Consider the following 24,857-nt stretch of genomic DNA (forward strand, 5'->3'; position numbering starts at 1 on the left):
GGCTCAATGCCGTTTTGCATGGAACTTGACCTTCAACTCCGATGCGTGGTGAGGCCTGCGAAGCGCGGCGCTGCGTGCTCGAACGGGTTGGCTGGAAGGTGCTTGAGCTTGGACAGGCGCAGGTACGCAATGGCGATGAAGTTCCTGCTCGTTCTGAATCCGCGTGCGGCCCGCTTGGCGTTTTGCATTAGCCCATTCATGGCCTCCACAAACGCGTTGCTGCGTCCTTGCTGCATGCCCGCGATGACGCCTTCAAAGTGCGTCTTGAGCGTGCGTGCGAGCCGCTTGAAGGGCTCCAGGCGCGAGCGCATGGCCCAGGCGATCCAGCGCCCAAGTCCCGTGCGCGCCACCTCCTCGCTCTGACTGTGCGCCGCTGTCTCATACACCTCCCGCAGCGCCCCCTTCATGCGCCAGGCCCGTGCGCTTTGCAAGTTCGTGCGCTGCAGGGCGTACATCGCCTGTATGTGCCGCTGATTCCAGCTCGCATGGTGCGTGCGCATGGCCCAGCTCAGACTGCGCCTGCTGGCGCGGTCCAGCTCGCCCAGCGCTTGCGCCACGGCGTTGGGTCGGCTTTTGAATTCGGCCGCGCGCACCTCATCCATGGCCTTGCCCGCCAGTGCCGCCACATGAAAGCGGTCATAACAGATGGCCGCCTGCGGCAGTTGCTGCTGTGCCCCCTTCAGGTAGGCCGCACTCATGTCCATGCTCACATGGCTGATCGCCTGGGCGCTGCCGCCATGCTCGGACAGGTCTTTGGTGAAGGCATTGACCGTCTGGTGATCGCGTCCCTCGGTGACAAAGAGCAGGCGCTTTTGCTGCAGATCGTGCACGGCCGTGACGTATTCGTGGCCCTTGCGCAGACTGGTCTCGTCAATGCCGATGTGGCGCACGCCGCTCATGTCGTCCTTCTGACGCGCAAGCTTGACGTAGTGGTCAATGCGCCGCCACAAGGCTTTGGCGTCGGCGCGCAGGTGACGGGCCGCGTGGGCCACGGGCAGTTCTTTGCACAGGCTCAGCGCCAGCGCTTCAAACAGCAGCGTGAAGCCGCTGCCCTCGCGCGCCCAGGGCACCGGCACCTGGCTGGTCTTGCCGCAGGCGGTGCAGGCTACGCGGGGTATGGCCGCGTGCAGCCAGGCCTCGAACTGGAAGAAATCCAGATGGCGCCACGATCGCTCAATGCTCTCGTGGATGCCTTGATCGGGTGCGCCGCAGTGTGGGCAGGTCAGACGCCGCTCGGTGCAGACCACTTCAAAGTCAATGCGTTTCTTGGCGGTGCTCAACTCGGCGCGCTCGACACGCCAGGGGGCTTGCAACCCAAGGGCTGCGGTGAACAGGGCTTCGGTGCTCAGGCTCATGGTCGGTTACGAAGTTGTCAGGGTGGCGGCAACCAGAGTATCCAGCAACCTCACTCACTCACCACGCATCGGAGTTGAAGGTCAAGTTCCATGCAAAACGGCATTGAGCCATGATCACTTGCCTGCAAACCCACTTGCAGCGCAAAATTCCGCTCAACCTCTGTGACGCCATCGACCAACCTATGAACCTGAGAGAAAAGCCTGCTTCCATGATTGGTCAGAAAAACCCCCCTCGCGCTACGCGTCATAAGCTCAGCCCCGATTCGAAGCTCCAATCTCTTAAGACGTCTGCTCAAAGCCGGTTGTGCAATCTCAAGGTACTCGGCCGCCTTGGAAAGGCTGCCAAGTTTTGCTGCCACAACAAAAACCCGAAGATCATCGAACACCAAAACAGTTTTCATTCCAGCCATATCGATAGAAGCTCTTACGAAGAAGACGCGACTACAATTAAATTAATTACCAAATGGTCTTTTTCAGCACTCAAAATCCGTCAATCACGAAAAGCCGCCAAACATGCCAATAGAAAGTCAAAAATGGAACCACAATAAAATCACTCGACAGGCCTCTCTTGAAATCTCATTGAAAAATCAACGGCCTTAACATCCTTAATCAATGCTCCAACAGAAATCCGGTCCACGCCTGTTTCAGCATAATCACGCAAATTTTCATACGTGACCCCTCCTGAAACTTCAAGGCTGCAACGACCTCCGGCCACCTTCACCGCCGCCCTGATATCAGGCAGGGACATGTTGTCCAACAACACCATCGTCACTCCTGCGGCCAGAGCCTCCTCCAATTGACGGATGGTCTCCACCTCGACCTGGATGAATGCGACAGGGGACTTTGTTTCCTGTGCGGCCTTGAAGGCAGCGGTCAGGCTTCCTGCTGCTGCAATATGGTTTTCCTTGATCAAGATCGCATCAAAGAGGCCCATCCTGTGGTTTTTTCCTCCACCACAGCGCACGGCGTACTTTTCCGCGGCACGCAGACCAGGAATGGTTTTCCTCGTATCCAGAACGCACGCTGCAGTTCCCTCGACCGCCTTGACATAGGCCGCTGTCTTCGTCGCCACAGCGCTGAGTGTTTGCATCCAGTTGAGGCATGTGCGCTCAGCCGTCAGCAACTCGCGCGCCTTACCTTCGATTTCGACAATTTTCTGGCCAGACTCACAGCGATCACCGTCGCTCAGGAACCACGTCGCCCGTGAATCTGGCGCAATCTGTCTCAAGACCTCGGTAACCCAAGGGCGCCCGCAGATCACAGCGGACTCTCGGCAAATGATGGTGGCTTGGGCGTGGCGATCTGCGGGCACCAAAGCGGCCGTCAGGTCACCCGTACCCACGTCTTCTCTCAGTGCGCGCTCGACATCTTCGCGAACTTGTTCTTCAAAGGTATTCATCAGAAAATAAATCCAGTTAACTCAAACAGAATCGATGGGAAGCTCGGTGCTTTTGATGTTGCGCCGCAAGATGACGGGTTTTCCACCCAAGGTTCGCTTGCACATCCAATGCGCCAAGGCGGAGTCCAGGTAATCTGCGTGCCCTGGAAACCATGCAGCAAGCTCATTCCCCAATTGCCGACAAACGGCCACATTGCCGATGACCAACTGCTGCTTGACCTCATGAATGGACTTCAGGACGGCTGCATGTTCGTTAATATGGCACTCACTGGCAGGAAAATCGCTTTCAAGCATCCAGCGATCTTCCTGTTCAAAGTGCGCCTGGCAGTGTTGAAGCAAAACCCCCAACACTCTCTCCAAGTCAGAATCTGCGGCTTGCTGCAAAGCGGCCACAAATTCAACAAACTCTTGGTGTACTTGGTCCATCGGATTGAATCCGAGAAGATAGCCATCACTCCAACTGATTGATGCATCCATTGAGCTCTCCTGTCGCCTGGTTTCTTCTTCAGCCTTACGTGGTACTGCCGCACACATTGCGGCTTATTTCATCAGAAGCAGCAAAGACAGCGCCACCAACAAACTCAGCAATAGATGCCGAAATACTTTGTCGCTCAGTCGATGACGGATCGTCCTACCGATTTGCAAACCGACAAACATGGGGATCAACGCAAGACAAGACAGTCCGACCTCCGAAAAACCGAACCGCCCATACAACAGCATGGCGCCATACATTGGTACTGCACCAATCAGGTAGATGATGCTGATGGAACCAACAAACTCTTCCCGACGAAGCCTGAGAGCCAGGAGATAAGTGATCAGTATCGGACCTGTGAGGGAGGAAACGCCGGCCATCGCGCCGGCAATCACACCTACCAACGGCCCCATCCAGCGCTCCTTCTGACGATCAATGTTGAATGATGTCCCGAGCAGCATCATTCCCACCGCCGCCATCACGACCAGCGCCAACAACATGTTGAAACCCTGCACAGAGAGGTTCCTGGTGAAGTGGATCGCAGCAATCGTCGCGACAAACTGACCAACCAGCAACCCACCGAAGCGCTGAAATCCCTCACGCAGTTTCTGTCCCTCTATGGACTGCCATAGGTTGGAGAGCAGAACTGGCATGACGAGCAGCCCCATCGCTTTGGGCGCTGGCAGAAGAAGCGACAGCAAGGGAACCACGACGAGCGGCAAACCCACCCCAAGGGTTCCCTTGACCACGCCCCCGAGCACCACGGCGCCAAAGCAAGCGATCCAAAGTGCCATAGAAGGCATGGCATCTTGAAACATCACTCGGCTTTGAGTTCCGCGTGTTTGCCCGCCTTTGCCATGGCTTGGTTCTCCAGCTCAATGACTTTGCGGTAGGCGTCGCCATTGGCACCGACGGACTCGATACCGGCGGTCTGGAACTTCTCGACGACGTCCGGCAATTTCACGATCTGAGCGATTTCATCGGAGATCCTCTTGGAAATCTCTGACGGCGTGCCGGTGCGGGCAAGCACCCCTACGCTGACCGAAAAGTCAAAGCCTGGGATCGTTTCATTGATCGATGGCACATCGGGCACGGACGCCGAGCGCTTGGCCGCGTTGCTGGCCAGCAAAACAACTTGACCGCTTTTCACAAAACCCTGCATGGACGGCAACGCGGCAAACAAGACGTCCACCTGTCCACCGACCAATGCCGGCACAGACTGACTCGAACCGCGGAAGGGGACGTGAACCAGAGACAAACCGAGATCCGCCTTCATAGCTTCCATCGTGAGGTGGTGCGTGCTTCCGATCCCCGACGACCCATAGGTGAAGGCACCAGGCTCCTTTTTAGCGCGCACGACGAACTCCTGGAAAGTCTTGACGCCGGTCTTGGGGTGCGCCACCAGGAACAAGGGCGAGCGTGCAATCAGCGATACGGCCTGAAGGTCCTGTCCGACCGCGTACTTGGCGGCCTTGTTGATCTGCGGTGTGATCGAAAGCATGGAGCCATCGGAAACGATGAAGCTGTAACCATCGGCAGGCAACGCGTTCAGGGTCTGAACCGAGACGATACCGTTGCCCCCCGGCTTGTTCTCGACCACGAAGCCCTGCTTCATGCGCTCGGAAAGCTTTTGGGCAATGACACGCGCCACCGTGTCTGGCAGGCCGCCCGGTGCATAAGGCACGATGAACTTGACTGGACGGTTGGGGTAATCGCCAGCCTGTGCCAGCACGGCACCAGATGCAAGGAGCGCGCTCATGGCAAGTGCTGCAAGGATTCGTCGTTTCATGGTTTGTCTCCGTAAGTGAGGTTGATGAGATGAAGAAAGCAGAACAGCATCTGTGCACCCCTTTTTAGGGGAGATGCGCGACTGCTTGTTTTTTCTTAGAAATCTAAGATAATTGATTTTTCCCACTTGCTTGATCTTTGTCAAGAGTAGGTACCCATCAACTTCGCTGCGTAGAAACACTTACACCATGACTGCAAACGAGACAATGCACCCCCTCCTCATCACTCGAAAGGAGGTCATCGCCAAGGACGTCTTTCTCTTCGAGTTGAAGTCTCCGGACGCGTCACCGCTGCCCAGCTTCACGGCCGGGGCTCACATCGCGGTTCAGGTGCCCAATGGCTCTATGCGCCACTACTCGCTGTGCAGCGACCCTGGCCGAACAGACCTCTATCAACTCGCGGTCAAACGCGAAGATGACGGCAGGGGGGGATCCAAGAGCTTGATCGACGGGGCGAACGTCGGCGACACGCTTTTGACCGGCACCCCTAGCAATCTGTTCGAGCTCAGCGAAAAGGCCAAGAGCTTCATCCTCGTGGCCGGTGGCATCGGCATCACACCCATGCGAGCGATGATTCACACCCTCGAAGCCGAAGGCATAAGGAGCTTCAAGCTCTACTACCTTGCACGCACGCCAGAATCGGCCGCCTTCCTGGACGAACTGAGTGCCCCCGAAATGAAGGGGAAGGTCGCCATCCACCACACTTACGGCGACCCGTCGAAAACCTTCGATCTCTGGTCTGTCTTCGAGAAACCCGTCGCTGGCACGCATGTCTATTGCTGCGGCTCCAAGCGACTGATGGATGAAGTCAAGGATATGACGGGTCACTGGGCCAGCAGTGCCGTGCACTTCGAGAGCTTCGGAGCTGATACGAAACCGCACCCCGACGACAAACCCTTCGAAGTCGAATTGGCCAGAACGGGCATGAAGGTCGTCGTGCCAGCCAACCGAAGCATCCTGGATACCCTGCGCGAGCATTCCATTCGAGTGCCCAGTTCTTGTGAGAGCGGAACGTGCGGCTCTTGCAAGGTGCGGCTGCTCAAAGGCGAAGCTGACCATCGGGACCTGGCCCTGCTCCCTGAGGAGCAGGAGGACCACATCATGGTGTGCGTCTCCAGAGCGAAGTCGAACACCTTGGTGCTTGACCTGTGAGCCCCTCAGTGAATCCCCACAAGCAGCCCATCAGGCTCGGTGTCCTGGGTCTTGGCCGTGCCTTCACCCTGATGATCCCGACGCTCAGCAAGGATCCGCGCGTCGCGCTGGCCGCCTGCTTCGATCCGAATGCTCGCGCCACCGCAGCCTTTGCCAAAGCGTTCGGCGGGGTGGCGCACACATCGGCCGAAGCGCTTTGCGCCGATCCGAACGTTGAATGGATCTATGTCGCCACACCGCATCAGTTGCATGAGGAGCATGTGCGACTCGCGGCGAGCCAAGGCAAGCACGTGCTGGTCGAGAAGCCCATGGCTTTGTCGCTTGCAGCATGCGCCCGCATGCAGGCGGCTTGCGAACAGGCGGGCACGCAAATGATTGTTGGCCACAGCCACAGCTTCAACGCGCCCGTATCGCATGCCAAGGCACTCATCGAGTCAGGTCAATGGGGCCGTGTCTGCATGATTCACGCCATGAACTTCACGGATTTTCTCTACCGTCCCAGGCGTCCGGAAGAATTGGATACAGCGAAGGGCGGTGGCGTCGTCTTCAGTCAGGCCGCGCACCAAGTCGATATTGTCCGGCTGCTGGCGGGCGGTGACGTCAGTTCCGTTTATGCAAGAACCGGATCATGGGACCCGACACGGCCCACCGAAGGTGCGTACACCGCGATACTGAACTTCCGCTCAGGCGCGTTTGCCAACGTGACCTACAACGGCTATGGCTTCTTTGACAGTGACCCGTGGATGGCGGGCATCGGGGAAATGGGCTGGCCCAAAGACGTCAACACCCATCGGCTAACTCGGGAAAAGCACCTGGCAACGAAGGACGAGGCGGCCGAGGCCCGCCGGAAGGCCAGTCGGAACTTTGGTGGCCAGGACTATGCGCCGGACGTTCGGCCATCGCCCGCCGCCTTTCAACACTTCGGCCCGGTCATCGTCAGCTGCGAGCATGCCGATCTGCGTTTGACTCCTTACGGCGTGGAGATTCACGACACCCATGGCGTGTGCCTGGAGGCCCCGCAGCGCGGACCGGTGCCTCGCTTTGAGGTTGTGGACGAGTTGTGGTCGGTGGCCCGAGATGGGAGCCCTCCAGTCCACTCAGGGGCGTGGTCCGCAGCAACGATGGAGGTCTGTCTGGCGATTCTCGAATCGGGCAAGAAAGGAGAAGCTATCATTCTGGAACATCAAGTCCCAGTCCCGCCGCTTCGGCTTTGACGCCTCCAATGAGCGAAAAATCCATAGACACCCGAAACCTGCTTAGCCACTGGCGAGAATCCGTCCCCAATGATCGCCTTGCCCATTTGGTGCGAGACGTCGCACGTGCGCAGATGCGAGCGCTCCAGCATCGATTGACCCCGTTTGGCGTCTCATTCGGTCACTGGTCGTTTCTGAGGATTCTGTGGAGCCGTGACGGACTGACCCAAAAGGAACTGAGTGATCTGGCTGGCGTGATGGAACCCACGACGTTCACTGCGGTCAAGGCCATGGAGAAGATGGGCTTCATCGAGCGCAGGCATTTGCCTGGCAACAAGAAGAACATGCATGTGTACCTGACGGAGTCGGGCCGCTCATTGGAAAGGGTACTTGTTCCTTTGGCCGAGGAAGTCAACCACATCAGCGCGAAGGGACTACCGGATCGCACGATTTCAGTTGTTAGAAATGCACTCGTCCAGATGATCGAGAATCTTGCCCAAGAAGAAGCCCGCGTCGATGCGAGCATCAACGCGGGCTGTTAGCAGGCGCCTTCCAAACCGATCTCCGGCAGGGTTTGCCGGAGGAAAGCAGCCTCAAATACTGTAGCTTTCGTAGGTCGACGGGTCGAAGAGCTCGTCTAACCCCACCCTCCGGCATGACAGCCCCTGCGCATGATGGTGATGCAGGAACGCCTCGAGAGTCTTTCGATTCGGCCCTACGCCATAGGACCAGAAGTCCTGTCCCAGCGTTTCACGCGCTGCCTTGAGCTGTTCCTCCACAAACGGCAGGGTCACCTTGGTGGCCGAGGTGTCCGCCAGCAGTTCCAGGGCTTTCGCCTTGGATTCGCTGAATGCCTTGAACACAGCGCCCGGCAGCCAGCGGTTCTGTTCTGCCAACTCCTTGCGGATGCCCACCACGTGCATGATCGGAAAGATGCCCGTTCGCTTGTAGTAGTCCTTGGCCACCGCCGTCGGGTCGTCGAAAAGCCAGGCCACATCCGGGTTGGTCAGCGCGGCACCACTGGGTGGCCTTGGCGCAATGAATGCGTCAATTTCGCCCGTGTTCAGCATGTCCGAGATGGTCCGCATCTCCGGGGCCGCTTCAACTTTCACACCTGCAGGCAACTCCAGCTTGATCTTCTCCGGGCGCCCGGGCGTGTCAATCCCGCCCCTGACCCAGGTCACATCCTCCGGTCGTATCCCGTAGTCATCCTGCAGGATCGAGCGCGCCCACACGATCGCCGTCAGCTGGTACTCCGGCACCCCGATTCGGCAACCCTTGAGGTCCTCCGGCTTGCGGATGCGGTCCTTCCGCACGTAGATGGACGTGTGGCGAAAGGCACGTGACAGGAACACCGGAACCCCGATGTAAGGGCTCTCGCCCTTGGCGTGCTTCACCAGATAGCTGGAGAAAGACAGCTCGGTGATATCGAAGTCTCGGCTCCGCATGGCCCGAAAGAACATCTCCTCCGGGTTCAGCAGCATGTACACCGGGTCGCATCCATCAATTTGAACACGCCCGTCGTACAAGGCCCGATTGCGGTCGTAGTCACCCATGGCGACTGATAGTCGTAGCTTGGTCATCAAGTCAGCTCAGGCAGTGACAACATAAGAACGGTCCATCTCTGGATTATCCTGACCCTCAAGCCAGACATAGCTCGTCTCGTAAGCGCGCCAGTCCACGGTCTTTGGAATGACTCCCTGGAACGAGCACACTTCATTCGGAATGCGGTTCTCACCACCACCGATGACTTCGCCACTCTTCTGGAACGCCCGAACCGCCTCGACCATCTGCTTGCGGAACTCGACGATGGCCATGTCGCTGGCTCCAAGGCGGTCGTGACTTCTGTCGGCGATCTTGCCCATGGTGATCCACATGGCCATGTCCTGATTCGGAATGCCGGAAATGCCGGTGAAGTTGCCACTCTTCATCGCTTGGCGGTCCTGCCAGTACCTGTTCTCGTAGTTGCGCAGCGGACGGTACTGCTCATCCAGATCGACGCCGACCGTCTGGCCCAGGAATTTGCGCCAAGTGGCCGTCTCAGGGGTCTGCGAAGGATGGCCCCAGCCGATGAAGTAGAAGCAGGTGTTGGTATCGTCCACTGGCACATTCACGTTCGCCACGTTGTACAGGTTGTTCGGTGGAATCAGCACCGTCCAAGGCGCAACGAACACCGTCGTGCGCACGTAGTCGTGCGTCTGGGCATTGAAGATGGGGCGCCGCACTGCGGCATACCGGAAGCCGAACTTCGCGCGCTGCACCTGCATCCGCGGCGCCTTGTCGGTGGACGGACGCAGCCAGTTCTTGTCGGTGGCTTTCGCACCATCGACACGTGCAGGAACCATGTCCGAACTGTGCAGGCTCGAGCTGTGCGCCGAATCGATCGCACCTTCCAGAATCTGTGCCCAGTTCACGGGGATGATCACCTTGGCGACGCTCACCCGTGTTTCCGCAGTGGGCGCCCAGCGGGGTGGCTCAAACTCCGGCATGGTTTCGGCCGCACCCATGTAGGCCCAGACAAAGCCGCCCCATTCCTTGGTGGGGTATGCCTTGTGTTTGACTTTTTCCAGCATGCCACTGGCTTCCGGCTCGGAGGACATCTCGGTGACATTGCCCGCCACGTCCATCTTCCAGCCGTGATATAGGCAGCGCAAGCCACCCTCCTCGTTCCGGCCGAACACCAAGGATGCCCTGCGATGGGGACAGTACTCGTCCATCACGCCGACTTGCCCGTCGGTGTTTCGGAACACCACGAGGTCTTCGCCGAGGATCCGTGCTTTGACAGGGGTTCCGTCAGGCTCCGACACCTCTTCGATCAGACAGATCGGAACCCAGTGTCGACGCATCAGATGCCCCATCGGGGCACCGTTTTCAACGCGGCACAGCAGATCGTTTTCTTCATGCGTAATCATGGAACTCTCCTGTAAGGATGGGTAAGTGCAAGAAGGCACTGCGCCGCAGTATACTTCGATATCTAAGTATTTTTTTAAGGGTTATCCCTTGCCACCTCCTCTGCACTGTCTCTTCGTCTCGCCAACCACCTAGGGTGAAGGCCCTCTACAGCATGAGAAAGCTTCCATACAAATTTAGTTCTCTCGCATTTGCGTTCTACATGGCAACCATCATCGCCTTCATGATGTGTCTGCTCCTAACGGCCATCAACACCGGAATCGACGCTCGGTTCATTCAACGGGTACTGGGTACCTATGTGATAGCAATGCCAGTGGCCTTCGCATGCGTCATCTTGGTACGTCCGCTTGTCCTCTATCTCGTATCAAAGACCGTGGCCACGAAAACAGGTGACATCTGATAGGACTCGGACATCATCTGAACACAGCCAAATTCAGACGCAGTCACCATCAGAAGGTACAGCCGGCAACTGCGATGACTGCGCGTTCAGTGCTGTTGTAGTGCGCTCAGCTTGGCCAAAGGACTCCAAGACCGCGGTCTTCCGCGAGGCTACTGCGTACTCAAACCTGAGGTGTTTGGTGTAGTGCTTTGGTTGGCCACATCACTGTCGGTGCAACTGAAATTTGAGAAAAAATGAAAACAATCAGGGAAAACCATGGAATTGAGGCACCTTCGGTGCTTTTTGGCGGTCGCTCAGGAACTGCACTTCGCTAGAGCCGCTGAGAAGCTTCACATTGAGCAGTCGCCACTTTCGAGGGCGATAAAGGAACTGGAAGGAGAGCTGGGGGTCCGCCTCTTCGACCGCAACACGCGCAGCACGCGTCTAACCCGTGCGGGTCAGGTCTTCATGGATCACGTGCCACGCGTGTTCGCCGCTCTGACCAAGGCGCGTGACAGTGTTCGGGCCGTGTCGGCCGGGTTTCAGGGGCAGTTGCGGATCGCATTGTCCGAAGGTATCTCGCAGGCCCGGCTCACAGCATTGCTATCGTGTTGCCGTGTGGAAGAACCAGATACGGAAATCCGGCTTTACGAGGTTCCACTGTCACAGCAGATCAGAGGCCTCGAAGCCGATTTGTACGACGCTGGGTTCTCCCACTCATCGGAAGTTGGTGAAACGCTGCTAGCCGTATCAGCGTGGAACGACCCGATGGTCGTTGCCGTGCCATCGCGCCACCCGTTGTTGGCCCACAAAAAGCTGCCACTGGATGAAGTGCTGCGCTATCCCTTGGTGCTTTCCGACCCCGAGATGTGCGAGGGATGCAGCCGCCAGGTGGCGCGCGTACTGCGCTCAACGGATCGCGAACCTATCGTGGCCGAACAGGTGGCCAGCCAAGATCTGATGGTGACATTGGTTGCAGCGGGCTACGGTCTGGGCTTCTCAACAGAGGCACACGTTTCGACCTGCGGCCATCCCGAGATCGTCACAAGGCCGCTGGCTGGCCTCACGCCGGTGCTGACCACCTACCTGATCCGCCGCATCGGTGACCCGTCGGAAACCTTGCAACGATTCATGAAAAGAGCCCTTGTCGCTGCGCCAAATCGAGCAACTGACGAAACGTTGGACACATCACCAGGGAGTAGCACATGAGAAAGCTTCAAAACTTGGCTGCGGCGTTGGCGGTCACCTCCGCAGCCTTGCTGCTGTCGTCCTGCGGCAAACCACAGTCAGCTGAAACTGTGGAATCGCTGATGGCCGATCCTGGACGGTTGAAACACTTGCGAGAGCAGTGCAAGACCGACCGCGCCAAGCTGGGCGACGAACTTTGTGACCGCATGGCCGAGGCCACAAAGCGGCGATTTTTCGGGGACGGCAAGGTACCGTACAACCCACCCAAAGAATCACCCAAATTCTGAACGTGCGCTCGTCGCCACACTAGGTGACGCCTATTTTCTACATGGGCGCTGTACTACTTACAGCGCTGCAAGGTGCCATGACACGCGCTAGCACGCTATCACTTGCATTCTTGCAGGCCGAGCTGCGAGCCTGCCGATTTCGGACTTTGACCCACCGATAGCCAGCCTTGATCCTCATGCGTGCGACACACCTTCGTGCCGCACGCACGGCCCCCGCGTGACGGGCCACTGGATCGGAGGTCAAGGTGCAGGCTCAGGGCGCAAGCCACCAGGGGATTCTCTACGGGCAGATCGCGGTGGTGCTCGGCGTCGTCGTGGTTGGCGTGTGGGGCGCGACCCAGTGGACAGCCGCTGCGCTGGGTCACCAGGCACGCCTTGGGGCGCCATGGTTCGAAGCCCTCGGCTCGCCGGTGTACCACCCCTGGCGCCTGTTCGAGTGGTGGTTCGTCTTCGATGCCTACGCACCGGATGTCTTCGACGTGGGTGGTGCGATTGCGGGTGGCAGTGGCATCGCCTCGGTGGGCGTGGCGGTGGGAATGTCAGTATGGCGTTCTCGGCAGTCGCGGCTGGTCACCACCTACGGCACTGCGCGCTGGGCCACAGCTGATGACGTTCGCCAATCTGGATTGAGCCGCTCTTCCGGAGTATTCCTCGGCAAGCATGGCGAGCAGTACCTGCGCCACAACGGCCCCGAGCACGTGCTGGCGTTTGCCCCCACCCGCTCGGGCAAGGGCGTGGGCCTGGTGGTGCCCACGCTGCTGTCCTGGCCCGGCTCGGCCGTCATCCACGACATCAAGGGCGAGAACTGGCAGCTGACGGCCGGCTGGCGCGCGCGCTTCTCACATTGCTTGCTGTTCAACCCCACCGACGCGCGTTCGGCCGCCTACAACCCGTTGCTGGAGGTACGACGCGGTGTGCACGAGGTGCGCGACGTGCAGAACATCGCCGACATTCTGGTGGACCCTGAAGGCGCACTGGAGCGGCGCAACCACTGGGAGAAGACCTCGCACGCGCTGCTGGTCGGCGCCATCCTGCACGTGCTCTATGCCGGCGAGGACAAGACGCTGCGCGGCGTGGCCAACTTCCTGTCCGATCCGGCCTGCCCTTTCGAGGTGACGCTGCACCGGATGATGAGTACGCCTCATCTGGCCAGCGAGCAAGGCGCCGGTCCGCATCCCGTCGTCGCCTCAGCCGCCCGCGAGGTCCTCAATAAGAGCGAGAACGAACGCTCGGGCGTGCTGTCCACGGCCATGAGCTTTCTGGGCCTGTACCGCGACCCGACGGTGGCCGAGGTGACCTCGCGCTGCGACTGGCGGATCGCCGACCTGATCTCGACCGAACACCCGGTGTCGCTGTACCTGGTGGTGCCGCCATCGGACATCAGCCGCACCAAGCCGCTGATCCGGCTGATCCTGAATCAGGTGGGGCGGCGCCTGACCGAGTCGCTGGATGGCTCGGACGGCATCGCGCGGCGGCACAAGCTGCTGCTGATGCTCGACGAGTTCCCGGCGCTGGGTCGGCTGGACTTCTTCGAGACGGCACTGGCCTTCATGGCGGGCTATGGCATCCGCAGCTTCCTGATTGCGCAGAGCCTGAATCAGATCGACAAAGCCTACGGCCAGAACCATTCGATTCTGGACAACTGCCATGTGCGAGTGACCTTCGCCACCAACGACGAGCGCACGGCCAAGCGCATTTCCGAAACGCTGGGCACGGCCACCGAGCTGCGCGCACAGCGCAACTACGCCGGCCACCGGCTGGCGCCGTGGCTGGGGCACCTGATGGTCTCGCGGCAAGAGACGGCGCGCCCGCTGCTGACGCCTGGCGAGGTGATGCAGCTGCCGCCCGACGAAGCGGTGGTGATGGTCTCCAGCGTGCCACCGGTCAAGGCCCGCAAGCTGCGCTACTACGCCGACGCGAACTTCAAGCGCCGCGTATTGCCACCGCCCGTCCTGATTGCCGGCCCCTACCCCGATGCGCCACCGGTGCGGGCGGACGACTGGGGCGAGCTGGCTGTGTCGGCGGTCACTACTTCTTCCAACCCAACCTTCATGCCCGGCATGGATGCCGATGAAGGCGGTCCCCGCCTGCAGCCAGAGCTGACGGAGATTGCAACGCCAAGCCCCGCGCTCGACGCACTGACCAATGACCTGGCGCTGCTCGATGACGACGACGACGCACCCCTGCCCCTTCCCGGCCAGCTCGATCCGGCCATGCAGCGCGCGGCGCGCCTGGCCGTACTCGACCCCGACGACGGAATCACGCTATGAGCCGGTACCGCCTGAACCTGTTCATTCCGCCTGAGCATGCGCGACGCCTCGAAGAGGTGGCGGCCAAGAAGGGCGTTTCCAAGTCATCCATCGTCGCGGCAGCGCTGGCCTCGTGGCTGTCGCCGGATTCAGGCGACCAGCGCGAGGCGGCCATCGCCAAACGGCTGGACCGGCTCTCGCGCCAGTTCGATCGGCTGGAGCGCGACCAGAACATCGAGATCGAGACCCTGGCGCTGTTCATCCGTTACTACCTCACCGTGAGCACGCCTGTGCCCGAAGGACACCAGGAGGCAGCCCGTGCGCAGGGCAAAGCCCGCTTTGAGCAGTTCGTCGAGCAATTGGGCCGCCACCTGCTGCGCGGCCGCAGCCTGGTGCGCAATGTGATCGAGGAGCTTCAACCACAGGAACAGGGCCTGAACCGGCAGCTGGATGAAGCGGCAGGCATGGCGGTGGACCCGGTGGATTCGGGGCACCCCGACGAAGGGCCGACGGAATGACGGCCGCACCACCCAGCCCAGAAAGGACCACGCTCGACCGCCGTGTCCGCATGCTGCGCACGGCCATGGGGCCGATGATCGCAGCTGCTCTGGAAGACCCGGACGTGGTGGAGGTGCTGCTCAACCCCGATGGATCGCTGTGGCTGGACCGGCTCTCCACCGGACGTGCACCGACGGGCGTGACCTTGTCGGCGGCCGATGGGGAACGCATCATCCGACTGGTCGCGGCCCATGTGGGCGCCGAGGTACACCGGGGCCAGCCTCTGCTGACAGCCGAGTTGCCCGAAACGGGCGAACGCTTCGAGGGTGTTCTGCCCCCGGCTGCGCCGGGCCCGGCGTTCGCGCTGCGCAAGCGCGCCGTGGGCGTGATCCCGCTCGACCGCTACGTGGCCGACGGGATGATGACGGCGGAGCAGGCCGGCTTCCTGCGCCAGGCCGTGCACGAGCGTCAAAACATCCTGATCGCTGGCGGCACCAGCACCGGCAAGACCACGCTGGCCAACGCGCTGCTGGCCGAAATCGCCACCACAGGCGACCGGGTGCTGGTGCTCGAAGACACCATCGAACTTCAATGCGCGGCGCGCGACCACGTGCCGCTGCGCACACGCGCAGGCGCCGTGTCCATGGCCGAGCTGGTGCGCGCCACGATGCGGCTACGCCCCGACCGCGTGGTGGTGGGTGAGGTGCGTGGCGGAGAAGCGCTGGACCTGGTCAAGGTCTGGGGCACCGGCCACCCCGGCGGCATCGCCACCATCCATGCCGGGTCGGCACTCGGTGCGCTGCTACGGCTGGAGCAGCTGATCCTGGAGGTGGCGGTGAACCCGCCGCGTGCGCTGATCGCCGAAGCGGTCAACGTGGTGATCTACATCGCCGGTCGCGGCCGCAAGCGCCACATCGACACGATTGCCCGCGTCACTGGACACGACAGCACGGGCTACCACCTGGTGGCGATGAGCGGGACGCTGGATACACCCTTTCCGGAGCTGCCAGCGCCACCACCACTTGCGCCCTCTTCCACCCCGCCTCCCGTGGTGGATTCCCCTTCCTCAACCCTGCCTGGAGAACTTCCATGAACCCTTCGCTTTCCCTGCGCGCTTTTGCCTGTCTGCTGACCCAATCCATCTCTCGACGGATCTCCTCCGCCGGCGTGGCCGGCCTGCAGCGCATCCACCGGTTGGTCCAGCCCGCCCGTCACGGACTGTTTACCGCCGCTGTGATGTTGAGCGTGGCGGGCACTGCCAAGGCGGCCGGTTCCAGCATGCCCTGGGAAGGACCTCTGCAATCCATTCTGGACTCGATCCAGGGCCCGGTGGCCCGCATCGTGGCGGTGATCATCATCATCGCCACCGGCCTGGCGCTGGCCTTCGGCGATACCTCGGGGGGCTTCCGCAAGCTGATTCAGATCGTCTTCGGTCTGTCGATTGCCTTCGCGGCCTCGTCCTTCTTCCTGAGCTTCTTCAGCTTCTCGGGCGGGGCCTTGGTATGAGCGGCGCTGCCGAGCACGCCAGCCTCGCCAGCGGCTTCGAGATCCCGCTGCACCGCTCGCTGACCGAGCCCATCCTGATGGGCGGCGCACCGCGCACCATGGCCATTGCCAACGGCACGCTGGCCGCCGCCGTGGGCCTGGGCCTGCAGTTGTGGATTCCGGGCATCTTGTTGTGGATCGTGGGCCACTCGCTGGCGGTCTGGGGTGCGCGGCTCGACCCCCAGTTCATGGCAGTGTTTGCCCGGCACATCAAGCACAAGCCGCTGCTGGACGCGTGAGGTAGGCACCATGCTCAACCTCAGCGAGTACCGACAACGCCCTGCCCTACTGGCCGATTGGCTCCCATGGGCTGGACTGGTGGCATCCGGTGTGGTGCTGAACAAGGACGGCTCGTTCCAGCGCACCGCGCGCTTTCGGGGGCCGGACCTGGACAGCGCCACGCAGGGCGAACTGGTGGCCACCACCGCGCGCCTGAACAACGCGCTTCGACGCCTGGGTTCGGGCTGGGCGCTGTACGTGGACGCCGAGCGCCGGTCGGCCGCCGACTATCCGCGTTCCGAGTTCCCGGAAGCCCTGTCGTGGCTGGTGGACGAAGAACGGCGCGCTGCCTTCGAGGAATCGGCCAGCCACTTCGAGAGCCGCTACCACTTCACGCTGCAGTACCTGCCGCCGGAAGAAGCGCGCGCACGGGCCGCCAACCTGCTCTACGAAAACCGGGCCAGCACCGGTGTGGACTGGCGCGAGCGCCTGGGTGCCTTCATCGCCGAGACCGACCGGGTGTTCGACCTGCTCGATGGCGTGATGCCCGAAATCGCCTGGCTGCACGACGCCGACACGCTGAGCTACCTGCACGCCACCGTGTCGCCCCACGCCTACCCGGTGGCCGTTCCCGAGGTGCCCTTCCATCTCGATGCGCTGCTGGCCGATGCCCCGCTGCTGGGCGGCCTGGCGCCGATGCTGGGGGATGCGCACCTGCGCGTGACCACGGTGCGGGGGTTTCCCACGTCCACCTGGCCCGGTGTGCTGGACGAGCTGAACCGGCTTGGCTTTGCCTACCGCTGGTCCACGCGCTTTCTGTGCATGGACAAGGCCGAGGCCGAAAAGGAGCTGACGCGCTTGCGCCGCCAATGGTTCGCCAAGCGCAAGAACGTGATCGCCCTGCTGCGCGAGACGCTGTTCCAGCAGGAGTCGCCCCTGGTGGACACCGACGCGGGCAACAAGGCCGCCGACGCCGATGCTGCCCTGCAGGAACTGGGCAGCGACCAGGTAGCCTTCGGCTACGTGACCGCCACGCTGACGGTGCTCGATGGAGACGCAACCGCCGCCGATGAAAAGCTGCGCATGGCCGAGCGCGTGATCCAGGGCCGCGGCTTCGTCACCATTCCCGAGACGCTGAACGCCGTGGAAGCCTGGCTGTCGTCGATCCCCGGTAACGCCTACGCCAACGTGCGCCAGCCCATCGTCTCCACGCTGAACCTGGCGCACCTGATGCCGGTTTCGGCCGTGTGGGCCGGGCCAGAGCGCAACCGGCACCTGGACGGCCCGCCGCTGGTTGTGACCCGCACCGAGGGCTCAACGCCCTTCCGGCTGGTGACCCACGTGGGCGACGTCGGCCACACGCTGGTGGTGGGGCCGACGGGCATGGGCAAGTCGGTGCTGCTGGCCTTGCTGGCGCTTCAGTTCCGGCGCTACCCCGGCTCGCGCATCTTCGCGTTCGACATGGGCCGTTCGATGCGCGCCACGGTGCTGGGCCTGGGCGGCGAGCACTACGACCTGGGCCACGACGGCGACATCGCCTTCCAGCCGCTGGCGGGTATCGACCAGGAGGGCTACCGCAGTTGGGCCGCCGAGTGGGTCGAAGGCCGGCTGGTGCACGAAGGCGTGGCCATGGGACCGGACGAGAAGGCGGCGATCTGGTCCGCGCTGGGCAGCCTGGCCGGCGCGCCGCGCGAGCAGCGAACGCTCACCGGTCTGTCGGTGCTGCTGCAGTCCAACGCACTGCGCCAGGCGCTCGCGCCCTACGTGCTGGGCGGCGCCCACGGCAAGCTGCTGGACGCCGACCACGACAGGCTAGGTACGGCCGACGTGCAGTGTTTCGAGATGGAAGAGCTGATGGGCAGTCGCGCGGCTGTGATGGCCGTGCTCGGCTACCTGTTCGCACGCTTCGATGCGCGATTCGACGGTGCACCCACCCTGCTGATGCTGGACGAATCCTGGCTGTTCCTGGACGACCCGGTGTTCGCGGCGCGCATCCGCCAGTGGCTCAAGACGCTGCGCAAGAAGAACGTGTCGGTGCTGTTCGCCACGCAGAGCCTGGCCGACATCCAGGGGTCGAGCATCGCGCCGGCCATCGTCGAAAGCTGCGCGAGCCGCATCTTCCTGCCCAACCCGCAGGCCACCGAGCCGCAGGTGCGTTCGATCTACGAGGCCTTCGGCCTGAACCGGCGGCAGATCGAGATCGTGGCCACTGCATTGCCCAAGCGCGACTACTACTACCAGTCCCGGCTGGGAAATCGCCTGTTCGACCTGGACCTGCGCGCCGTGGCCCTCGCCTTCGCCGGAGCCTCCTCGCCGCAGGACCAGCGGCTGATCGAGGAGGTACTGGCCACCTGCCCTCCCGAGGGCTTCGCCCCGGCCTGGCTGCGCCGCCATGGCCTGGACTGGGCCGCCGATCTCTTCCAGCAACACACCCATCACCACCCCGGGCATGACCGAATTTCAGGAGAAACGCCATGAGCCTTAGTACACCGCTTCGCTCTTTCAAACCCCGCCTCGTCGCGCTGGCCACCGCTGCCGCGCTGACCTTGGGCGCCACGCAACCCGCGCACGCGCTGTTCGGCGTCGGCGACATCGTTCTGGACCCCGTCAACCTGGTGCAGAACACCATGACGGCGGCGCGCACGCTGGAGCAGATCAACAATCAGATCCGCCAGTTGCAGAACGAGGCGCAGATGCTGATCAACCAGGCACGCAACCTGGCCAGCCTGCCGTTCAACGTGGTCAACCGCCTGCGTTCGACACTGGACACGACCCGGCAACTGATCGCTCAAGCCCAGGGTCTGGCCTACCAGGTGTCGCACCTCAACACCGAGTTCGCCCGGCTCTACCCCGAGCAGTACGCCGCCACCGTGAGCGGCAATCAGATGTTCCAGGACGCACACCAGCGGTGGAAGAACACGCTCAATGGCCTGCAAACCGCGATGCAGATGCAGGCACAGGTGTCGCAGAACCTGAGCCAAGACGAAGGCGTGCTGGCCGACCTGGTGAGCCAGAGCCAGTCGGCCACCGGCGCGCTGCAGGCCATGCAGGCAACCAACCAGCTGCTGGCCCTGCAGGCCAAGCAATCCATCCAGTCGCAGCAGCTGATGCTGACACAGGACCGCGCCGCCTCGCTGGAGCTGGCCCGGCAGGCCGCGGCCATCGAGCGCGGCCGCGAGGTGACGCGCCGGTTCATCGGCAGCGGCACGGGCTATACACCGCAGGGCGTGAGCTTCTACGGCCACTGAAGCACCGGAGACTCTGCCATGGACGACGTCGCCGTCATCGACCGCTTCCTGAACACCTTCTCCACCTACATCGACTCGGGCTTCGGGTTGCTGAACGGCGAGGTCGCCTTCCTCACCGCCACGCTGGTGGCCATCGACATGACCTTGGCCGGCCTGTTCTGGGCCATGGGCCACGCCACCGGCCAGGGCGAGGACGTGCTGGCTCGGCTGCTGCGCAAGGTGCTCTATGTCGGCGCCTTCGCCTACATCATCGGCAACTTCAACAGCCTGTCGGGCATCCTGTTCCGCTCGTTCGCCGGGCTGGGCCTGCAGGCCAGCGGGTCGGGCATGAGCCTGGCCACCTTCCTGCAGCCCGGTCACCTGGCCAAGGCGGGCATCGATGCGGCGGCGCCCATCTTGCAGCAGATCAGCGACCTCTCGGGCTTCCCCGAGGTGTTCATCAACATCGCACCCATCGTGGTGCTGTTCCTGGCTTGGCTCACGGTCATCGTGAGCTTCTTCGTGCTGGCCGTGCAGCTCTTCGTGACGCTGATCGAGTTCAAGCTCACGACCCTGGCCGGCTTCGTGCTGGTGCCCTTTGCCTTGTGGAACAAGACCACCTTCCTGGCCGAGAAGGTGCTGGGCAACGTGGTGTCCTCGGGGATCAAGGTGCTGGTGCTCGCGGTGATCGTGGGCATCGGCACGGGTCTGTTCTCGCAGTTCCAGACCGTACCGGCCGAGCCCTCCATCGACCACGCGCTGGTGGTGATGCTGGCCTCACTCTCGCTGCTCGGGCTGGGCATCTTCGGGCCTGGCATCGCGACCGGCCTGGTGTCCGGCGCGCCGCAACTGGGTGCGGGTGCGGCGGCCGGCACCGCGCTGGGTGCCACGGGCCTGGCGGTTGCCGGAGGCGCTGCCGTGGCCGGTACTGGTGCGGCTGTGGCCGCCGGTGCCCGCATGGCGCCGGGCGCGGCGCGGGCCGCGATGGGCGGTGGCGCATCGGCGGCCCGATCAGCCAGCAGCCTTGCGGCAGGTGCGAGGTCGGCCTACGAGGCCGGCGCCGCCGCGTCCTCGGGCGGGCCGTTGCGCGCCGCTGGCGCGGGCGTGGCCAATGTGGCTCGCACGGGTGCCAGCGCAGTGGGTCAGAAGCTGGCCGACGGCGCCAAGGCCGTGAAAGACAAAGTGTCGGGTTTTGTGGCGGAGGCCGCTGCGCCTTCTGCGGCCTCGGGCGCCGAATCGGCCATGTCGAGCTCAACCACATCGGCACCCGCCAACGAGCCTGCCTGGGCGCAGCGCATGCGCCGGCGCCAGCAGATCGGCCATACCGCCACGACGGCCGCACACACCCTGCGCGCTGGCGATGGCGGTGGCTCGGGCAGTGGTCCCAGCCTTCGTGATTCGGATTCTTGAGGAAAACCCAGCATGCGATTCAAACGACCGCAGGTGCGCTACGCCGACACGCCGCAGCCTGCCACCCCCTACCAATCGGCCGCACAGGCCTGGGACGAACGCATCGGCTCGGCCCGCGTACAGGCGCGGAACTGGCGCTTCATGGCCTTTGGTTGCCTGTCGCTGGCGCTGCTGATGGCCGGCGGTCTGGTCTGGCGCTCGGCGCAGTCCATCGTGACACCCTATGTGGTGGAAGTGGACCAGGCCGGCCAGGTGCGAACCGTGGGCGAAGCCGCCTCACCCTACCGCCCCGGCGATGCGCAGATCGCGCACCACCTCGCCCGCTTCATGACGCTGGTGCGTTCGTTGTCCATTGACCCGATCGTGGTGCGGCAGAACTGGCTGGACGCCTACGACTACACGACCGACCGCGGGGCCGCCGTGCTCAACGAGTACGCCCGCACCAATGATCCGTTCGTGCGGGTGGGCAAGGAGTCGGTGACGGTGCAGATCACCAGCGTGGTCCGTGCCAGCGACGCCTCGTTCAACGTGCGCTGGACCGAACAGCGCTACGTGAACGGCGCGCCGGCCGGCACCGAGCGGTGGACCGCCGTGGTCTCCACCGTGCTGCAGACGCCACGCACCGAGCAGCGCCTGCGCAAGAACCCCCTGGGCATCTACGTCAACGGCTTGTCCTGGAGCCGCGAGCTGGATGCGAACGAAGGAACCAAGCCATGAAAAACCGTTGCCCTCTTCCACTTCACGCGGTTGTTTTGTTTGCCCTCGCGGCCGCCCTGGCTGGATGCGCCTCGCAGGGCGTGCCGCCGCCAGTGATCCCGCTCGACGAACCAGTGATGGCCCAGCCACTGCCCGAGCCACCCCAGCCCGTGGAGGTAGTCGCGGTGCCGCAGGTGTTGCCCATGCCCGCCCAGATGAAGCCGCTGCCGAAGGCGCAGGACAAGCCGCCAACACCCGAGCCCACCGACGAGCGACTTCGCGTGTCGCGCGCCAACACAGAAGCCCGGGTGGCGCCCACGCGCGAAGGCTACGTCAACGCCATCCAAGTCTGGCCCTACACCGACGGTGCGCTGTACCAAGTCTATGCCGCGCCGGGTCGCGTGACGGTGATCTCGCTGCAGGCGGGCGAAGAGCTGGTGACTGTGGCTGCGGGCGACACGGTGCGCTGGGTCGTGGGCGACACGTCCAGTGGCTCGGGCGACGCGCTGCGCGTGAACGTGCTGGTCAAGCCGGTGCGCACGGGTCTGAAGACCAACCTGGTCATCACCACCAACCGGCGCACCTACCTGATCGAACTGACCTCTACCGAAAAAGCCTGGATGGCATCGGTGTCCTGGGACTACCCCAAGGACCGCATGCTGGCTTTGCAGCGGCAGGCCCAGGCCGCTCAGACAGCTGCACCAGTGGACGCAGGGCTGTCCCTTGAGCGCATCCGCTTTCGCTATGCGATCAGCGGCAGCACGCCGCCCTGGAAGCCGCTGCGGGCCTTCGACGATGGCGAGAAGGTCTACATCCAGTTTCCGGCCGGCATCGCGCAGGGCGAGTTGCCACCGCTGTTCGTCATCGGTGCACAGGGCGACGGGCAGTTGGTGAACTACCGCTTCCGCTCGCCTTACTACATCGTCGATCGACTGTTCGGCGCAGCCGAGTTGCGGCTGGGCGCCGACAAGGGTGACGTGGTGCGCATCGAGCGCACGGACGGTGTGTCGCCCACCGCTCGGAGGGACTGAGAATGCCTGCGAACGACTCCATCCCTTCGGGTGCCAGTGGCCAACCCGTTGCGGCCAAGGTATCACCCGAGTCGGTTGCCTTGCGGGCGCAGCCGCAACCGGTGACCCGCCTGAATCGCCGCAGCCTCGCGCTACTGGCGGGTTTGTTGGCTTTAGGGGTGCTGGGTGCAACCGTGTGGTCCCTTCAGCCCAAGGGGCGCCGCGAGGTGAACGATCCCGCTGAACTGTTCAACGTGGATCGGGTGTCGCGCTCCGAAGGTCTGGGGAAGTTGCCGGCTGACTACTCGAAACTACCTCAACCGCTCCCTCCCGCCTTCCCCGAACTCGGGCCACCCTTGCCGGGCGACCTTGGACCGGCCATCGTCAAGTCGCAACAGCCGGTGGTGCCGAGCTATTCGCCACCGGGACACGACCCGGCCGCGTCGGAGCTCGATGCCCGGCGCAAGGAAGCCGAGCAGGCCGCTGCGGCGTCGGTGTTCTTTCGCAGTGGTGGGCAGCGCGCTGCCGCTGCTTCACAAACTGCTGCAGCGCCCGGCGCCACCAGCACGACATCGAGCAACCTGGCTGGCTTCGACCCGATGGCGGCTGGCCTGACGTCCACACCAGCGCAAGCTGGCAGTGCCGACGTCACGACGACACAAAACCGACAAGACCAGAAAGAGGCTTTCCAGAAATCCGGTTCCACGGAAACCCGCAATTCCGGATCGCTGCAACTGCCCGCCCCACCGTACCAGGTGATGGCAGGCACCGTGATCGCCGGGGCTTTGGTCACAGGCATCCAGTCCGACCTGCCTGGCGATGTGATCGCCACGGTCACCGAGCCGGTCTATGACACCGCCAGCGGCAAGCACCTGCTGATCCCCCAGGGTTCGCGCATCCTCGGTCGCTACAACAGCCAGGTGAGCTACGGCCAGAGCCGCGTGCAGGTGGTGTGGAACCGGGTCATCCTGCCAGACACATCGTCGCTGACGCTGGACAACCTGGTGGGATCGGACCCTGCTGGCAGAGCCGGCCTCGAAGACGGCGTGGACTGGCACTGGGATCGCGTCTTTGCCGGTGCAACATTGACGTCGCTGCTGGGAATCGGGGCCGAACTGGCCGCGCCCGAAAATCGGCAAGACGGCAACCGCATCGTGATCGCCGGCCGCGACAGCCTGCAAGACAGCGTGAACCAGATCGGTCAGGAGGTGACCCGCCGCAACCTGAACACCCAGCCGACGCTGACCGCGCGGCCGGGCCTGCCCATGCGCGTCATCGTCAACCGCGACCTGGTCCTGCGGCCCTACCAGCCGCTGTTTTTCGTCCGAGGGGTGCAGCGATGAGCACAAACCGTCAACTTCGCTTGGGGCCACTGCCCAAGACCGAAAGCGTCAAGCTGACCTTCTCCTGCTCGGCCGCCTTGAAAGCTGAACTGGATCGCTACGCCGCGCTGCATGCGGAGACTTATGGCGAGGCTACCGATTCCCTGGCGCTGATCCCGCACATGCTTGAAGCCTTCATGGCGCGGGATCGAGGTTTCAGGAAGGGCTCGGCTGAACACCGTCGCCATGCGGTTCGACCAGCCCCGCCAGCGGCGACCTCTACCTAGGTGTGGCCGACCAACTCCTCCCTTGGAGGATTGATGGACTGTGCAACGCCCACCCGCCTATGGCACCTTGCTGCTACGCCCTGCCACGCCGTGGCGAGTTTTCTTCGACGACTTCTCTTTTGAAAATGACATCAGGCGCTCGATGACCGCGCGCAGGAGCCACGCCATGAAAAACGAAAAGTCGGAACCCTCGTGCAGACCCATCACGAGCTACCCGCCAGGTGCACTGGTGCGCAGTTCAGACATCTGCCGCGATCCCAGACGCGGCTATG

26 protein-coding genes are annotated in these 24,857 nt (G+C 62.7%); 18 read left to right on the forward strand and 8 right to left on the reverse strand.

Annotation, left to right across the window (positions count from 1 at the left end):
* Positions 1-32 precede the first annotated feature (32 nt).
* The 6 genes from AC0GNO_RS19835 to AC0GNO_RS19860 form a co-directional block, all read right to left on the reverse strand.
* Positions 33-1,355 (reverse strand): ISL3 family transposase, encoded by a 1,323-nt coding sequence (locus AC0GNO_RS19835; protein WP_472905210.1) that lies wholly within the window; start codon positions 1,353-1,355, stop codon positions 33-35.
* Between the two features lie 50 nt (positions 1,356-1,405).
* Complete coding sequence (locus AC0GNO_RS19840; protein ID WP_472905211.1) at positions 1,406-1,765, reverse strand: LysR family transcriptional regulator; 360 nt, start codon at positions 1,763-1,765, stop codon at positions 1,406-1,408.
* A gap of 140 nt (positions 1,766-1,905) precedes the next feature.
* On the reverse strand, positions 1,906-2,754 hold the full coding sequence (nadC, locus tag AC0GNO_RS19845) for a carboxylating nicotinate-nucleotide diphosphorylase (protein WP_472905212.1): 849 nt from the start codon (positions 2,752-2,754) through the stop codon (positions 1,906-1,908).
* A 21-nt stretch (positions 2,755-2,775) separates the two neighbouring features.
* On the reverse strand, positions 2,776-3,231 hold the full coding sequence (locus AC0GNO_RS19850; RefSeq protein WP_374406860.1) for a bacteriohemerythrin: 456 nt from the start codon (positions 3,229-3,231) through the stop codon (positions 2,776-2,778).
* A gap of 63 nt (positions 3,232-3,294) precedes the next feature.
* Complete coding sequence (locus AC0GNO_RS19855) at positions 3,295-4,044, reverse strand: TSUP family transporter (RefSeq protein WP_291096969.1); 750 nt, start codon at positions 4,042-4,044, stop codon at positions 3,295-3,297.
* Positions 4,044-5,015 carry a Bug family tripartite tricarboxylate transporter substrate binding protein gene (locus AC0GNO_RS19860; RefSeq protein WP_472905213.1) on the reverse strand — a complete coding sequence of 324 codons (972 nt, stop codon included), beginning with the start codon at positions 5,013-5,015 and terminating at the stop codon, positions 4,044-4,046. The genes AC0GNO_RS19855 and AC0GNO_RS19860 overlap by 1 nt, the downstream gene beginning before the upstream one ends.
* Positions 5,016-5,202: 187 nt before the next feature.
* Between AC0GNO_RS19860 and AC0GNO_RS19865 the strand changes: the two genes are divergently transcribed.
* The 3 genes from AC0GNO_RS19865 to AC0GNO_RS19875 are packed head-to-tail and all read left to right on the forward strand — an operon-like array spanning position 5,203 to position 7,900.
* On the forward strand, positions 5,203-6,165 hold the full coding sequence (locus AC0GNO_RS19865; RefSeq protein ID WP_472905214.1) for a PDR/VanB family oxidoreductase: 963 nt from the start codon (positions 5,203-5,205) through the stop codon (positions 6,163-6,165).
* Between the two features lie 8 nt (positions 6,166-6,173).
* Positions 6,174-7,379: a Gfo/Idh/MocA family protein gene (locus tag AC0GNO_RS19870; protein ID WP_472905215.1), complete on the forward strand. Its 1,206-nt coding sequence runs from the start codon at positions 6,174-6,176 to the stop codon at positions 7,377-7,379.
* A gap of 8 nt (positions 7,380-7,387) precedes the next feature.
* A complete protein-coding gene (locus AC0GNO_RS19875; protein ID WP_304831153.1) occupies positions 7,388-7,900 on the forward strand; it encodes a MarR family winged helix-turn-helix transcriptional regulator in 513 nt (170 codons plus the stop codon).
* Positions 7,901-7,951: 51 nt separating this feature from the next.
* Here AC0GNO_RS19875 and AC0GNO_RS19880 read toward each other — a convergent pair whose 3' ends face one another.
* Positions 7,952-8,941 (reverse strand): substrate-binding domain-containing protein, encoded by a 990-nt coding sequence (locus tag AC0GNO_RS19880; protein WP_304831152.1) that lies wholly within the window; start codon positions 8,939-8,941, stop codon positions 7,952-7,954.
* Between the two features lie 9 nt (positions 8,942-8,950).
* Positions 8,951-10,270 carry a Rieske 2Fe-2S domain-containing protein gene (locus tag AC0GNO_RS19885; RefSeq protein ID WP_472905216.1) on the reverse strand — a complete coding sequence of 440 codons (1,320 nt, stop codon included), beginning with the start codon at positions 10,268-10,270 and terminating at the stop codon, positions 8,951-8,953.
* Positions 10,271-10,422: 152 nt separating this feature from the next.
* Here AC0GNO_RS19885 and AC0GNO_RS19890 point away from each other — a divergent pair, with 152 nt between their 5' ends.
* The 15 genes from AC0GNO_RS19890 to AC0GNO_RS19960 all read left to right on the forward strand — a co-directional run bounded on the left by AC0GNO_RS19890 (position 10,423) and on the right by AC0GNO_RS19960 (position 24,585).
* Complete coding sequence (locus AC0GNO_RS19890) at positions 10,423-10,668, forward strand: DUF2798 domain-containing protein (protein WP_291097072.1); 246 nt, start codon at positions 10,423-10,425, stop codon at positions 10,666-10,668.
* A gap of 255 nt (positions 10,669-10,923) precedes the next feature.
* Positions 10,924-11,856, forward strand: coding sequence for a LysR family transcriptional regulator (locus AC0GNO_RS19895; RefSeq protein WP_472905217.1), 933 nt, complete (start codon positions 10,924-10,926; stop codon positions 11,854-11,856).
* On the forward strand, positions 11,853-12,122 hold the full coding sequence (locus tag AC0GNO_RS19900) for an EexN family lipoprotein (RefSeq protein WP_291096985.1): 270 nt from the start codon (positions 11,853-11,855) through the stop codon (positions 12,120-12,122). Before AC0GNO_RS19895 ends, AC0GNO_RS19900 begins: the two co-directional genes overlap by 4 nt.
* A 245-nt stretch (positions 12,123-12,367) precedes the next feature.
* Entirely contained in the window at positions 12,368-14,392 is a 2,025-nt protein-coding gene (locus AC0GNO_RS19905; protein ID WP_472905218.1) for a conjugal transfer protein TraG, read from the forward strand.
* Positions 14,389-14,889 carry a CopG family transcriptional regulator gene (locus tag AC0GNO_RS19910; RefSeq protein ID WP_472905219.1) on the forward strand — a complete coding sequence of 167 codons (501 nt, stop codon included), beginning with the start codon at positions 14,389-14,391 and terminating at the stop codon, positions 14,887-14,889. The genes AC0GNO_RS19905 and AC0GNO_RS19910 overlap by 4 nt, the downstream gene beginning before the upstream one ends.
* Entirely contained in the window at positions 14,886-15,962 is a 1,077-nt protein-coding gene (trbB, locus tag AC0GNO_RS19915; protein ID WP_472905220.1) for a P-type conjugative transfer ATPase TrbB, read from the forward strand. The genes AC0GNO_RS19910 and trbB overlap by 4 nt, the downstream gene beginning before the upstream one ends.
* Positions 15,959-16,375: a TrbC/VirB2 family type IV secretion system protein gene (locus AC0GNO_RS19920; RefSeq protein WP_472905221.1), complete on the forward strand. Its 417-nt coding sequence runs from the start codon at positions 15,959-15,961 to the stop codon at positions 16,373-16,375. Before trbB ends, AC0GNO_RS19920 begins: the two co-directional genes overlap by 4 nt.
* Complete coding sequence (locus AC0GNO_RS19925; protein ID WP_472905222.1) at positions 16,372-16,653, forward strand: VirB3 family type IV secretion system protein; 282 nt, start codon at positions 16,372-16,374, stop codon at positions 16,651-16,653. The genes AC0GNO_RS19920 and AC0GNO_RS19925 overlap by 4 nt, the downstream gene beginning before the upstream one ends.
* 10 nt (positions 16,654-16,663) lie before the next feature.
* The gene (gene trbE / locus AC0GNO_RS19930; RefSeq protein WP_472905223.1) at positions 16,664-19,111 is read left to right on the forward strand and encodes a conjugal transfer protein TrbE; all 2,448 of its coding nucleotides are present in this window, start codon (positions 16,664-16,666) and stop codon (positions 19,109-19,111) included.
* The gene (gene trbJ / locus AC0GNO_RS19935) at positions 19,108-19,881 is read left to right on the forward strand and encodes a P-type conjugative transfer protein TrbJ (RefSeq protein WP_472905224.1); all 774 of its coding nucleotides are present in this window, start codon (positions 19,108-19,110) and stop codon (positions 19,879-19,881) included. The genes trbE and trbJ overlap by 4 nt, the downstream gene beginning before the upstream one ends.
* A gap of 18 nt (positions 19,882-19,899) precedes the next feature.
* A complete protein-coding gene (trbL, locus tag AC0GNO_RS19940) occupies positions 19,900-21,270 on the forward strand; it encodes a P-type conjugative transfer protein TrbL (RefSeq protein ID WP_472905225.1) in 1,371 nt (456 codons plus the stop codon).
* Positions 21,271-21,282: 12 nt separating this feature from the next.
* Positions 21,283-21,987, forward strand: a complete 705-nt coding sequence (gene trbF / locus AC0GNO_RS19945; protein ID WP_472905226.1) for a conjugal transfer protein TrbF — start codon at positions 21,283-21,285, stop codon at positions 21,985-21,987.
* A complete protein-coding gene (trbG, locus tag AC0GNO_RS19950; protein ID WP_472905227.1) occupies positions 21,984-22,997 on the forward strand; it encodes a P-type conjugative transfer protein TrbG in 1,014 nt (337 codons plus the stop codon). Before trbF ends, trbG begins: the two co-directional genes overlap by 4 nt.
* A gap of 2 nt (positions 22,998-22,999) precedes the next feature.
* Complete coding sequence (locus tag AC0GNO_RS19955; RefSeq protein ID WP_472905228.1) at positions 23,000-24,319, forward strand: TraB/TrbI/VirB10 family type IV secretion system protein; 1,320 nt, start codon at positions 23,000-23,002, stop codon at positions 24,317-24,319.
* Positions 24,316-24,585, forward strand: coding sequence for a DUF2274 domain-containing protein (locus AC0GNO_RS19960; protein ID WP_472905229.1), 270 nt, complete (start codon positions 24,316-24,318; stop codon positions 24,583-24,585). The genes AC0GNO_RS19955 and AC0GNO_RS19960 overlap by 4 nt, the downstream gene beginning before the upstream one ends.
* The last annotated feature ends 272 nt before the right edge of the window (positions 24,586-24,857 follow it).

It is taken from the genome of Hydrogenophaga sp. L310 (assembly GCF_055703065.1).

Bases quoted from the DNA above. Each gene is read 5' to 3' on its own strand.
- AC0GNO_RS19835 (WP_472905210.1), bottom strand. From the start codon at position 1,355: ATGAGCCTGAGCACCGAAGCCCTGTTCACCGCAGCCCTTGGGTTGCAA.
- AC0GNO_RS19840 (WP_472905211.1), bottom strand. From the start codon at position 1,765: ATGGCTGGAATGAAAACTGTTTTGGTGTTCGATGATCTTCGGGTTTTT.
- nadC (WP_472905212.1), bottom strand. From the start codon at position 2,754: ATGAATACCTTTGAAGAACAAGTTCGCGAAGATGTCGAGCGCGCACTG.
- AC0GNO_RS19850 (WP_374406860.1), bottom strand. From the start codon at position 3,231: ATGGATGCATCAATCAGTTGGAGTGATGGCTATCTTCTCGGATTCAAT.
- AC0GNO_RS19855 (WP_291096969.1), bottom strand. From the start codon at position 4,044: ATGTTTCAAGATGCCATGCCTTCTATGGCACTTTGGATCGCTTGCTTT.
- AC0GNO_RS19860 (WP_472905213.1), bottom strand. From the start codon at position 5,015: ATGAAACGACGAATCCTTGCAGCACTTGCCATGAGCGCGCTCCTTGCA.
- AC0GNO_RS19865 (WP_472905214.1), top strand. From the start codon at position 5,203: ATGACTGCAAACGAGACAATGCACCCCCTCCTCATCACTCGAAAGGAG.
- AC0GNO_RS19875 (WP_304831153.1), top strand. From the start codon at position 7,388: ATGAGCGAAAAATCCATAGACACCCGAAACCTGCTTAGCCACTGGCGA.
- AC0GNO_RS19880 (WP_304831152.1), bottom strand. From the start codon at position 8,941: ATGACCAAGCTACGACTATCAGTCGCCATGGGTGACTACGACCGCAAT.
- AC0GNO_RS19885 (WP_472905216.1), bottom strand. From the start codon at position 10,270: ATGATTACGCATGAAGAAAACGATCTGCTGTGCCGCGTTGAAAACGGT.
- AC0GNO_RS19890 (WP_291097072.1), top strand. From the start codon at position 10,423: ATGAGAAAGCTTCCATACAAATTTAGTTCTCTCGCATTTGCGTTCTAC.
- AC0GNO_RS19895 (WP_472905217.1), top strand. From the start codon at position 10,924: ATGGAATTGAGGCACCTTCGGTGCTTTTTGGCGGTCGCTCAGGAACTG.
- AC0GNO_RS19900 (WP_291096985.1), top strand. From the start codon at position 11,853: ATGAGAAAGCTTCAAAACTTGGCTGCGGCGTTGGCGGTCACCTCCGCA.
- AC0GNO_RS19910 (WP_472905219.1), top strand. From the start codon at position 14,389: ATGAGCCGGTACCGCCTGAACCTGTTCATTCCGCCTGAGCATGCGCGA.
- trbB (WP_472905220.1), top strand. From the start codon at position 14,886: ATGACGGCCGCACCACCCAGCCCAGAAAGGACCACGCTCGACCGCCGT.
- AC0GNO_RS19920 (WP_472905221.1), top strand. From the start codon at position 15,959: ATGAACCCTTCGCTTTCCCTGCGCGCTTTTGCCTGTCTGCTGACCCAA.
- AC0GNO_RS19925 (WP_472905222.1), top strand. From the start codon at position 16,372: ATGAGCGGCGCTGCCGAGCACGCCAGCCTCGCCAGCGGCTTCGAGATC.
- trbE (WP_472905223.1), top strand. From the start codon at position 16,664: ATGCTCAACCTCAGCGAGTACCGACAACGCCCTGCCCTACTGGCCGAT.
- trbJ (WP_472905224.1), top strand. From the start codon at position 19,108: ATGAGCCTTAGTACACCGCTTCGCTCTTTCAAACCCCGCCTCGTCGCG.
- trbL (WP_472905225.1), top strand. From the start codon at position 19,900: ATGGACGACGTCGCCGTCATCGACCGCTTCCTGAACACCTTCTCCACC.
- trbF (WP_472905226.1), top strand. From the start codon at position 21,283: ATGCGATTCAAACGACCGCAGGTGCGCTACGCCGACACGCCGCAGCCT.
- trbG (WP_472905227.1), top strand. From the start codon at position 21,984: ATGAAAAACCGTTGCCCTCTTCCACTTCACGCGGTTGTTTTGTTTGCC.
- AC0GNO_RS19955 (WP_472905228.1), top strand. From the start codon at position 23,000: ATGCCTGCGAACGACTCCATCCCTTCGGGTGCCAGTGGCCAACCCGTT.
- AC0GNO_RS19960 (WP_472905229.1), top strand. From the start codon at position 24,316: ATGAGCACAAACCGTCAACTTCGCTTGGGGCCACTGCCCAAGACCGAA.